Source organism: Gammaproteobacteria bacterium (assembly GCA_029882975.1).
In the GTDB taxonomy this organism is placed as follows: domain Bacteria; phylum Pseudomonadota; class Gammaproteobacteria; order SZUA-152; family SZUA-152; genus JAJDNG01.
The window spans coordinates 154566-164762 of the sequence record JAOUJW010000004.1; the positions used below are offsets into that span (position 1 = coordinate 154566).

Consider the following 10197-nt stretch of genomic DNA (forward strand, 5'->3'; position numbering starts at 1 on the left):
CCTTAATCCTTTTCAATCTCAACGGTAAATTCTGTTAAGTAGCTTTCCACACTTTCGGCGAACGTTCTGGGGTCCAGCGGTTTGGCGATGTAGCCGTCACAACCGGCGGAAAGAATTTTCTCCGGGTCTCCGGTCATTGCTTTTGCGGTAAGGGCGATAACCGGAGGAGGGGAGTCCATTTGTTTAATTAATTTGGTGGCTTCCAGACCATTGAGTACGGGCATTTGGATGTCCATAATGATTAAGTCGAATCGCTTGTTTTTCGCAGCCTCAACAGCTTCCTGGCCATTATGAGCTTCGTCAATTTGATGGCGGCGCTGCTCCAATAAAAATCGCGCCAGATACAAATTTTGGGCATTGTCATCAGTGATTAGTATTTTACTCATGGACTTCCTCTATGGTTTTAGACTCCTGAAGGATTTGCTTTATCCGAGTCAGCATGACTTTAAAATCAAATCTGCCTTTTGTGAGAACCAGCCGCGCACCCTGGATCAACATTTTCCTCTCTGGGTCGCTAGGTTCTTGAGCCGCAATGACGATAATGGGGATATTGTCGCCGACGTTATTTTTAATTCGTTGCATTAATTCAAAGCCGTTCGTTTCAGGTAACATCAAGTCCATTAGAATAAGGTCAGGTTGCAGGGTTTCAATACTTTGTAAAGTGCCAGGCCCGTCTTTAACGTGAATACAATGGTAGTTATGGAGTTCCAGTTCCTTGCGGATCAAACTCGTTTCTATGGCGTGATCTTCTACCAGCAATATTCGCTTACCTGTACCTTCCAGCTTTTTCAAGCAGGCGGCAAGATCGTTTTCTTTTATGGGTTTTTGCAGATAATCTGCAGCCCCTAAAGATAAACCCAGATGCTGCCGATCCAGAACGGATATGACCAGTACGGGAATGTGTTGTGTGGCCGGATTCGCTTTTAATAGGCTCAATATGCTCAACCCGTCGATTTCCGGCATCATTAAATCCAAAGTGATGGCAAACAGTTGTTGATCCCGGGCAATTTCTGTGGCGTCATTTCCGTTATTGCAACAGATTACACTATAACCCTGATTGAGTAAGTAAGTTTGGAGCAACTCCCGGGCCTCTGCCTGATCGTCCACAACCAGGACCGTTTTCCCACGACCGTTTTTCGGTACTTTTACATCAATTCCTGTTTCCCTGGTTTGGCTATATTGCGTCTTTATCGGTAGACGTATAACAAATCGACTGCCTTTGTTGATTTCACTTTGCAGGGAAATGTCCCCTCCCATCATGTTGATGAAAGATTGACAAATGGCCAACCCTAAGCCGGTACCGGTATGGATTCGGGTATCACTGTTGTCAACTTGTTTGAAAGCTTCAAAAATAGTGGCGCGTTGTTCTTCAGGAATCCCAATGCCGGTGTCAACGACATTAATGATACAGTTGTTTTTGTCTCTGGAGCAGCTTAACGTGACGCCGCCGGTATGGGTAAATTTAATGGCATTACTCAACAAATTGAGCAAGATCTGCCGCAATTTAGCGCGATCAGTATGCAGCTCAATATCGGTCTTGATATCAATGGAAAGGGTTAATTGCTTTTCCATCGCTTGTTGCTGCATTAATTGACCCAGTTCTTCCAGGACGGGCGCAATATAAAAGTGCTCCCGAAACAGTTCTGCTTTACCGGCTTCGATTTTGGAGAGATCCAATATCTCGTTAATCAGATCCAACAGGTGTTTGGCACTGTCGTAAACCAGGCTTAGTTGACGAGCTTGTTCTTCATTAACTTCGCCGGCCATACCGTCACGGACGATTCCACTGAAACCGATTATGGCATTGAGCGGTGTGCGCAGTTCATGGCTCATATTGGCCAGGAATTCTGATTTGGCCTTGGTGGCGTCCAAGGCGGCGTTACGAGCCTGTTCCAATTCCCGGGTTCGGGACTGGACTAATTCCTGTAAATGTTCTTTGTGTTGTTTCAGTTCATTTTCAATCAGTGTTTGGCGAGTAACGTCCTGTACGGTACCCATCGAACGAGTAGGATCACCGTCCTTGGTAAACGATGTTTCGCATTGTTCGGTGACATACTTGATTTCACCGCTTGCGAGCTTGAGTCGGTGAGTGATGCTGTAGGGTGTTTTGTTTATCAGAGAATCGATATACGCCTGATTCACCATTTCCCGATCATCGGGATGTATGGTTTCCAAAAAAGCGTCATAAGTAGCGGGAAATTCCTCTGGCGTTTGTCCGAAAATTCGGTAAATCTCATCAGACCAATGCAGTCGGTTGCTTTTTATATCCAGATCCCAATGTCCAAGATGGGCCATTCGTTGAGATTCTGACAGCCGTTGTTCACTTTTTCTCAGAGCGTCGGTGACTAACTCTTGTTTATCGATGCTTTCGCGCAGACTGTGGTTCAATTTCCACAAGGAGCGGTAGTACCAAATGGCAAAGGTAAGGAGAATAGCAAGAAATACAGTCGCCATGGTGGATGCGACCCGTAGCACAGTCCAATAGGGAGTGGGTTTGGCGAACCAACGACTATAAATGGTTTTGTAATCCTCACTATCAACAAATGCAGCCAGTATGGTGTTGATTTGGTTCAATAGCCGAGTATTGTCCTTGTTCACGGCGATTGCCCGTACGACTTCAGCCAGGGTAGGACCAACTACTTTAATGCGATGTTCTAACCCGGCTTTTTCGGCAATGTGCTGCAGCCAAGGTTTGGGATAGACCACGGCATCCACTTTGTTTGATAATAAAGCAAACAAGGCATCCTCAACTGTGGCGCTGATCACTACTTGGGTTCCCGATTTTTTCAGAATATCTATCGCGATATTGCCTTTGACGGTTGCTGTTTTTCTGTTGTTTAAATCGGACAGGCTTTGGATGTCCTGACTGGAGTTTCTGACAAATATGGATATGGGTGTGGCTTCCACGGGGCGGGTATAAGCGAAGTCGATTTTACGTTTTTCAGAAATCCCCAAATTGGGTATCAGGTCGACAGAGCCATTGCGTAATGCGGCAAAGGTGTCCGGCCAATTGTCGTAAACTTGATATTGGACTGTGAATCCGCCTTTCAAGGCGATGTGGTTCATGGTTTCTATGGCAAAGCCATCCGGGTTGCCGTTTGCGTCCGTTATATATTGTGGTGCAAATTCCTGCGGTACGGCAGCTTTTAATACAATGGGTTCCGCGGCATTGCTGTTGTTCATGCTGAACAAAAAAAGACCAATGGCGCCAAAGGTGTTGAGAATATCTAAAAATCTAGGAAGTAACTGACCTTTGTTTTGCTTAAACACGGTCATGGGATTGTAGCCATTGCGAGTGTGCGGCTCCCATATACAAATCCGGTCTTAGCGCTTCGGTGTGGTTCATGGTTGTCAGTTAACAGTTAGGGTTGTCTGGGTTGCCAGGGCTTCCGGTTATGGTTCCTGTGTTACATTATAGGGGAACTGCATCAATACATGAAAACAGCATTTGCCCTATATCCAATCCGACGCCAGCGCATGAACTGTCGCCAATAAGCACATCGGATAATGCAGAAAAATTCCGGGGAAAGCTTCAGATTCTATTTCGGACCCTAATCAATAATCCCTTAGAATCTTTAGTTTAGATATAACCGACCAAACGCGCGACGGTTATTACTGACATTATTGTAAAAACTATATTATAAATCAACCGGAACTTTGACCTAGAACCCACCAGGGCGAGGCCCTGGTGGGTTCGTGTGTCCAGTCTAGTCGTCCGATTCGAACCAATCCTCCACTTTCTCGCTCATGGCTTTGCCTACCAGGTGGTGTACCCGGGCGGTGGGGTGTACTTCATCAAAATAAATATACTGGTCAAAATTTAAACCATAGTTGCAATCGGGTGTAAAGGTGCCTTGTTGAGAACTAAAACAAAATCCCTTGGTATTGGTAAATCCCAGCTCCTCAGCCTTGCTAACAATGTCAGCCAGTGCCTTCGCCACCGGAAATTTCTTGATTTTCACTTTCATATCTTTTTTGACCGATTTCAATTGTCGCTTGAGTAAGCGATTGAATTGCTTGGAAAGCTGAGTGGTCATCTCAGGGAGGTCCGCCGACCCGGTGGCAGCGGCGATCAAATGGGTTTCCGGTATGACACCGATATCCGGCCCCATAACCACCAGCCAGTATTTGGCTCCGGCCTGGGACAATTGTCGAAGCTGTGAAGCGATGCCGGTAACAGCGGCTTCGAGTATTTGTTGCGCGGTTGCCGGGTCGGTGTCGCGGGCACTGCGAATGTCATTGCCGCCCAGAAACACGACATATAAGGCGTCAGCCGGAGCAATGCCACCATTGTTGGCTAAAAACAGTGTGGTTTGTGTTGCCAGATCGATGGCCTCCGTGGTTCCGGCCATGGCGCGCACCACTGCATAGTTATCGCCTTGCGCAGGACCAACCAAATGTAAGGAAGTTTGCAGTGGCAGGTTTAGTACTTGCGCCATGACTTCCACCGCCACCGGTCCGTTGCTTACCCGATTACCGTAATAAGGTGGATTGGGAAAAGGACCAACTACGGATGCCAAATTCCCTGTGTCCGACAGGCTGTCGCCGAAAACAACAATACGGTTCAGTTGCATGTCGGCTAACACGCCGGCAGGCCACAGTGCCAGGATGACCAACGAAATTAATAATCTCTTCATTACAACGTTCATAGTTTACCCCTCTACATCCAGTCGATTGATCGCGAAGCCGTCACAATCTGTTTGCTTACGGTTCCTTATCCAGTCGTCAATCCTAATGGATAATGGCTTGACCTTGCAAACTATTCCGATGTTTGTCCCTTTGCTCAATACGAGCGCGTAACAGTGTCGGTGTATTTGCTATTGTGAAGCGTTTAATACTTTTGTGCTAAATACAACGGTACTTTATACAATGGTACTTTATACAATGGTACTTTATACAATGGTACTTTATACAATGGTACTTTATACAACGGTACCTAATGAAACCACATTTAATACAATAGCTCCATCCATCGTTGCCCGGCCTGAAGTTCCTTTTTACGTCTATACCACTTGTCTTGCGAACCGGCCATTTCGGCAAAGGCTTTGTCCAGCATAGTGTTTATGCGATTATGTCCTGCCACATAAACGTAGGTATTGTGGCAACAGATCAAATCCCATACTTCCTGTTCCTGCAATTCCAAGGCTTGTGTCAGTGCAACATCCTCGTCCCAGTGGGGTCGGATCGACAAACTGCTGAAGGCTTGAAAGGTTTCCTCATCATAGTAGTTGCTGAAATCATCATGGTGTTTGTTCATATACAATAACTCCAGTCCGGTTCGGGCTCCGTAAAATAAACGCACTTTACCTTCCCAACCTCCCAGTTCTTTATAAATATGTTTGACGAATGCACGAAAGGGGGCGATGCCGGTACCCATGCCGATCATGAGTATATTGGCCGATTTGTCATCGGGAATAGCAAAAGGAATGGAGTAAGGGCCGGTAATGGTGATTGCTTCGTTGACCTTTAAGTCGCACAAATAGTTGGAAGCTATGCCTCGGTAGCTCTCACCGCTGTAGGGGTCTACATTATTACAACGTTTTACTACGATGGTGATCTGGGTGTTGTTCCCGTGCTGAACCGGCACGTCTGCCAAAGTGTATAGTCTGAAGTGGGTTTTATGACCGTAATCATGCGGTCCCGGAACCACCACGCCGATACAGGCCTCGATTCTTTTTGGCGTGTAATCAGTGACACTTAGTGCAATTTCTTTGACTTCGTCGTCGCTGTCTGTAGGGGTCAAGCGCTTGCTGCTGCATACTGTTGCCTGGTAGCGCTTACTGGTGTCATAGTCGCTGAGTCGCATAGTTCTTCTCCTGTGGATCCGGCTTAAGGTGCTCCCAGACCGGAAAAACCCATAAACGTCAAAGATAGGATGCCTGCCAAGAATAGCGTAGCGGCGGTACCTCGGGCCAACTCCGAAGTGGTTGACAAAGATAGCTTAACTCGTAGACCTGCCATCAGCACCAATGCCAGAGTGAAACCGACGCCGGCACCCAGGGCATAGACAATACACTGCATCAATTGGTAACCCTTGTTGGTTTGAAACAGTGCTAAGCCCAATATGGCACAATTGGTCGTAATTAGTGGTAAGAAAATTCCCAAAGTACGAAATAGCACGGGGTTCACTTTCTTTAACATGATTTCCAACATTTGTACTGTTGAGGCAATCACCAGAATAAACGACAGTAATTCCAAGTAGGGCGCCTGTATCAAAATCAGTAAAGCATGCATAGAGTAAGCACATACGGAACTGATTAACATGATCAGCGTGACAGAAATGCCCATACGAGTCGCTGTGCCCAAGTTACCGGAAACTCCAAGGAAAGGGCAGATGCCAAGAAAATAGGCCAGAACAAAATTGTTTACCAATGCCGCGTTAAGAAAGATTTGCCAATAGGCTTCATCAAGCATGATGGTCATGTTCCTGTTGTTGATGTTGATGTTGATGTTGATGTTGATGTTGAAGCGGTCTTGGGCTGCGTAGGACATCGAATATAAGTACCCAGAATCCTAAGACCAGAAATCCACCACTGGGAAGAACCATGACTACCCAGGGTTCAAAATTTTCAGGCAGGATAGGTATACCAAATAAAGCACCGCTTCCAAGCAACTCTCGCACGCCACCCAAGCACAATAATGCCAGACAAAACCCCAGTCCCATTCCCGCTGCGTCTACCAGTGAGGGCCAAAGGGGGTTACGCGACGAAAAAGATTCGGCTCTGCCCAATATAAGGCAGTTCACTACAATGAGAGGAACAAAAGCGCCTAAGGCTTTATGTAATTTGAGGTCGATAACTTGCAGCCCATAGTCCACCATGGTAACGAAGGTAGCGATAATTAAGATATAGCAAGCAATTCTCACTTGACGGGGAATTAGATTTCTCAAAGTGGATACGAACAAGGCCGACATTATCAGCACAAAGGCGCTCGATAAACCCATGGCCAGGCTGTTAAGTGCTGTGTTGGTTACCGCCAGCGTGGGGCACATTCCCAGGGCCTGTACAAAAACCGGGTTTTGTTGCCATAGACCCTGAAGGAACAGGTTGGTTTGGTTTGGATGCGCGGTACTCATGGGACTCTTTCCACGGGATTGGTTGGTGTTGGCGCATTGCGTCCTGTCGCAAGTTGGTGCAGCCGGGGAACCCAAAGAGCAGAGCTTTTGGATACCGTCTGGATCAAACTGCGAGAGGAAATGGTGGCCCCGGTAATGCTGTCCAGCTCACCGCTTGTTGGTTTCTTACCTTTTTTGGCCAGGGTGATGATTTTACGCAGTTGTTGTCGATTATCGGTAAGGGGAACCGGTAAGGCGTCGAACTGCGCTTTAAAATGCTGATCGGTTTCGATTTTAGTGCCCAGTCCAGGTGTCTCACGGCTGCTAAGTATCTCGTAGCCAGAAATGATCTGGGTTTGTGGACGGTAAGCGTAGAGTAGAGCAATATTATCCTGGTAACCCATTCCCGAGGCTCGCACTGAATAACCGAGCAAAATGTCATGCCGGTCGAGTACTTCGTAAAAATGTGCCTGCGTGATGCGCTTTTCCAGCAGAGTCAGTTTTCCGGAGGCGTCCATTTGTAACGCCCGAAACCTGGTGCTGTGGGGAAACAATTCCTGAATCGATTGTTGCAGCAGTTGTTGTTGGTTTTTTTCAATGGTTGGTGCACTGCTCATATATACAACCGCCAAGAGAGCGGCGCAGATAAGGCCCATTAATGTCAGGGTAAGGAACATGATGCCCGGTGTTTGGGGTGTCTGGTTTGTTTGCAGTTGGACAATCTGGGATTGACTCATGGCGATTGCCCCGAAAACGGTTTGGGTTGTAATAAGCGATCGATGTGGGGGGAAAGAGCATTGCAGAATAATATAGCGTACATGACACCTTCCGGCAGGCCGGACCAGTAGCGTATAACGACCACCAAGGCTCCTATGAGAACGCCATAAACAAAACAGGCGCGATGACTTAAGGGTGATGCAACCATATCTGTGGCCATGAACAAAGCCCCCAGCATTAAGCCGCCGGAGCACAGCATAAACCACGGTCCTGCGAATTGTTGGGGTTGCAGCCAGTGAAACAGGCTGCTGAGAGCAAAGACGGCTATGAATATGCCGGCCGGGATGCGCCAGTTCATAAAATTTCTAAATATCAAGTACAAGCCACACATCAGAATCAGAGCAGCACTGGTTTCCCCCAAAGAACCGTTGCTTGTTCCCAGGAATAAGGAGTTCAGTTCACTGGATTGGCCGCCAAACTTGAAAGCGCTCAACGGAGTGGCGCTGCTGAGGCTGTCATAGCTTGGAGATAGGAGTGGAGGCGTCAAAACAGAATCCGCAATGCTATGGAACCGATCCGGGGAAAAAGGTGGACTGAATGTGGTCAATGAGGAAGGAAAAGCTGCCTGCAGAAAAGCGCGACCCACTAATGCGGGGTTAAACACATTACAACCCAATCCACCGAACAACATTTTTCCCAGGCCGATGCTGACTATACCTCCCAGTGCAGCCATCCATAAGGGCAGGGCGGGTGGTAAGGTCAGGCCTAACAGTAAGCCGGTAATCACTGCCGACCCATCGCCGATGCCGGACGGTAACGCCATACGTTTTGACAACCAGTGTTCGGTTAACAAACAACTTATAACGCAAACACCAATGATGAGAAGCGCAGACCAGCCATAGCAATAGAATGCAAAACCGACCATTGGAATCAGGGCATACACCACATGGCGCATAATCTTGGGTACACTCGTGTCGCTGAATATATGGGGGGAGGTGTCAATGTGCAGTGAGGTTTTTATGGGCTTCATAGTTCCCCCGATGCCGGGGTTTGCGGTTTCGCTTTGCGATTTAGTTTTGTAAGAGCCGCTTTGGCTACGCGAAAGTACTGCGTTAGGGGAATATGGGACGGACACACATACGCACAGGCACCACACTCAAAACAGTCCGTGAGATGATAGGCTGCCATGTCTTGATAAGCCTGCTGCTTGGCTTGTAAACCCAACTGGGAGGGGTTCAATCCCATGGGGCAAACCTCGACGCAATGGCCACAGTGTATACACGGATAGACCTTGCGTTGATCTTTCACATGCTCAGCGTCGAAGGCAAGCACAGAGGAGACGCCTTTAGTAATCGGTATGTCCAGGCCGGCTACCGCTTTGCCCATCATGGGGCCACCCAGAAAAACCCGGCTGAGGCTGTCTTTAACCCCCAAGGTTTCCAGGATAAAACGTAGCGGGGTACCGATGGTGATGCGATAGTTACCTGGCTTGAGTACAGCGGGCCCGGAGACGGTGATAACGCGCTCCTGGATACCCTGGCCTAAGGGCAGTAGATGGCCAATTTCCGCCGCAGTGGCTACATTGACCGTCACAGCACCGATGTCATAAGCATGACCACCGGAAGGTACGGTTCGTTGTAACAGGGAGTGGATCAGCAATTTGTCCGCGCCTTGTGGGTATTTAACCGGTAATAGATGCACCGAAATGCGGGCATGTAAATTACGCCGGGATAGCGTTTGGTTCAAGGATTTCGCGGCATCTGTTTTGTTGCTTTCGATTCCGATCATGGCCTGCCGGGCACCGCTGGCTTTAAGGCAATAGAGTATACCGTTAACAATGTCATCGGTTTGTTCCAGCATGACTCTATGGTCCGTAGTTAAATAGGGTTCACATTCAGCGCCATTGACCACCAAGGTGTCCACCACTTTTCCCTCTGGAGGTTTGAGTTTTGCGTGGGTGGGAAAGGCTGCGCCACCCAAGCCGACAATTCCTGCGTTTTGTATGGCTTGAATAATGTCCTCGGCGCCGGCGGTGTCCAGATGGCACGGTGTGCCGGGTATTACCTCTTGAGTGGCGCCGGGAGTGGCTTGTAAGTACATGCCCGGTGTCATTCCTGCAGCACTGGGGACCCAGTCGAATTTTTTCACGACTCCTGAAACCGGGGCGTGCAAACACGTGGATAAAAAGCCATCGGCCCGAGCCAGCAGCTGTCCGCGGCTCACCTCCTCATCGGTTTTAACGACTGCAATGGAGGGTTTGCCAATATGTTGTCGCAGTGGCAGTATTAACAAAGGCGCAAAGGCGAGGCGCTTTATGCTTAAATGTGCCGTTAGTTTGGCGTCGTCCAGATGCAAACCCCTAAACGAACTGCGTCGCACTATGGTGTCTGTCTGCTGTTTGATGTGGATAGTGTTATTGGCCATGA

At 48.1% G+C, this 10197-nt stretch carries 9 protein-coding genes; all 9 read right to left on the reverse strand.

Features of this window, described 5'->3' with window-relative positions; all coding sequences use genetic code 11:
- Window positions 1-2: 2 nt before the first annotated feature.
- The 9 genes from OEY58_04855 to rsxC all read right to left on the reverse strand — a co-directional run bounded on the left by OEY58_04855 (window position 3) and on the right by rsxC (window position 10195).
- Window positions 3-386, reverse strand: coding sequence for a response regulator (locus tag OEY58_04855; protein MDH5324773.1), 384 nt, complete (start codon window positions 384-386; stop codon window positions 3-5).
- Entirely contained in the window at window positions 379-3276 is a 2898-nt protein-coding gene (locus OEY58_04860; GenBank protein MDH5324774.1) for a transporter substrate-binding domain-containing protein, read from the reverse strand. Before OEY58_04860 ends, OEY58_04855 begins: the two co-directional genes overlap by 8 nt.
- 431 nt (window positions 3277-3707) lie before the next feature.
- Window positions 3708-4649, reverse strand: a complete 942-nt coding sequence (locus OEY58_04865; protein MDH5324775.1) for an SGNH/GDSL hydrolase family protein — start codon at window positions 4647-4649, stop codon at window positions 3708-3710.
- 302 nt (window positions 4650-4951) lie between these two features.
- Window positions 4952-5806 (reverse strand): ferredoxin-NADP reductase, encoded by an 855-nt coding sequence (locus tag OEY58_04870; GenBank protein MDH5324776.1) that lies wholly within the window; start codon window positions 5804-5806, stop codon window positions 4952-4954.
- A 23-nt stretch (window positions 5807-5829) separates the two neighbouring features.
- Window positions 5830-6414: an electron transport complex subunit A gene (locus OEY58_04875; GenBank protein MDH5324777.1), complete on the reverse strand. Its 585-nt coding sequence runs from the start codon at window positions 6412-6414 to the stop codon at window positions 5830-5832.
- Entirely contained in the window at window positions 6407-7075 is a 669-nt protein-coding gene (rsxE, locus tag OEY58_04880) for an electron transport complex subunit RsxE (protein MDH5324778.1), read from the reverse strand. Before rsxE ends, OEY58_04875 begins: the two co-directional genes overlap by 8 nt.
- Window positions 7072-7791 carry an FMN-binding protein gene (locus OEY58_04885; GenBank protein ID MDH5324779.1) on the reverse strand — a complete coding sequence of 240 codons (720 nt, stop codon included), beginning with the start codon at window positions 7789-7791 and terminating at the stop codon, window positions 7072-7074. Before OEY58_04885 ends, rsxE begins: the two co-directional genes overlap by 4 nt.
- Window positions 7788-8801, reverse strand: coding sequence for an RnfABCDGE type electron transport complex subunit D (locus OEY58_04890; protein ID MDH5324780.1), 1014 nt, complete (start codon window positions 8799-8801; stop codon window positions 7788-7790). The genes OEY58_04885 and OEY58_04890 overlap by 4 nt, the downstream gene beginning before the upstream one ends.
- Window positions 8798-10195: an electron transport complex subunit RsxC gene (rsxC, locus tag OEY58_04895; GenBank protein MDH5324781.1), complete on the reverse strand. Its 1398-nt coding sequence runs from the start codon at window positions 10193-10195 to the stop codon at window positions 8798-8800. Before rsxC ends, OEY58_04890 begins: the two co-directional genes overlap by 4 nt.
- Window positions 10196-10197: the final 2 nt, after the last annotated feature.

What these genes read in the sequence shown, in the direction of transcription:
- rsxE (MDH5324778.1), bottom strand. Translation starts at nt 7,075, where the DNA reads ATGAGTACCGCGCATCCAAACCAAACCAACCTGTTCCTTCAGGGTCTA.
- rsxC (MDH5324781.1), bottom strand. Translation starts at nt 10,195, where the DNA reads ATGGCCAATAACACTATCCACATCAAACAGCAGACAGACACCATAGTG.
- OEY58_04875 (MDH5324777.1), bottom strand. Translation starts at nt 6,414, where the DNA reads ATGCTTGATGAAGCCTATTGGCAAATCTTTCTTAACGCGGCATTGGTA.
- OEY58_04870 (MDH5324776.1), bottom strand. Translation starts at nt 5,806, where the DNA reads ATGCGACTCAGCGACTATGACACCAGTAAGCGCTACCAGGCAACAGTA.
- OEY58_04860 (MDH5324774.1), bottom strand. Translation starts at nt 3,276, where the DNA reads ATGACCGTGTTTAAGCAAAACAAAGGTCAGTTACTTCCTAGATTTTTA.
- OEY58_04855 (MDH5324773.1), bottom strand. Translation starts at nt 386, where the DNA reads ATGAGTAAAATACTAATCACTGATGACAATGCCCAAAATTTGTATCTG.
- OEY58_04865 (MDH5324775.1), bottom strand. Translation starts at nt 4,649, where the DNA reads ATGAACGTTGTAATGAAGAGATTATTAATTTCGTTGGTCATCCTGGCA.
- OEY58_04890 (MDH5324780.1), bottom strand. Translation starts at nt 8,801, where the DNA reads ATGAAGCCCATAAAAACCTCACTGCACATTGACACCTCCCCCCATATA.
- OEY58_04885 (MDH5324779.1), bottom strand. Translation starts at nt 7,791, where the DNA reads ATGAGTCAATCCCAGATTGTCCAACTGCAAACAAACCAGACACCCCAA.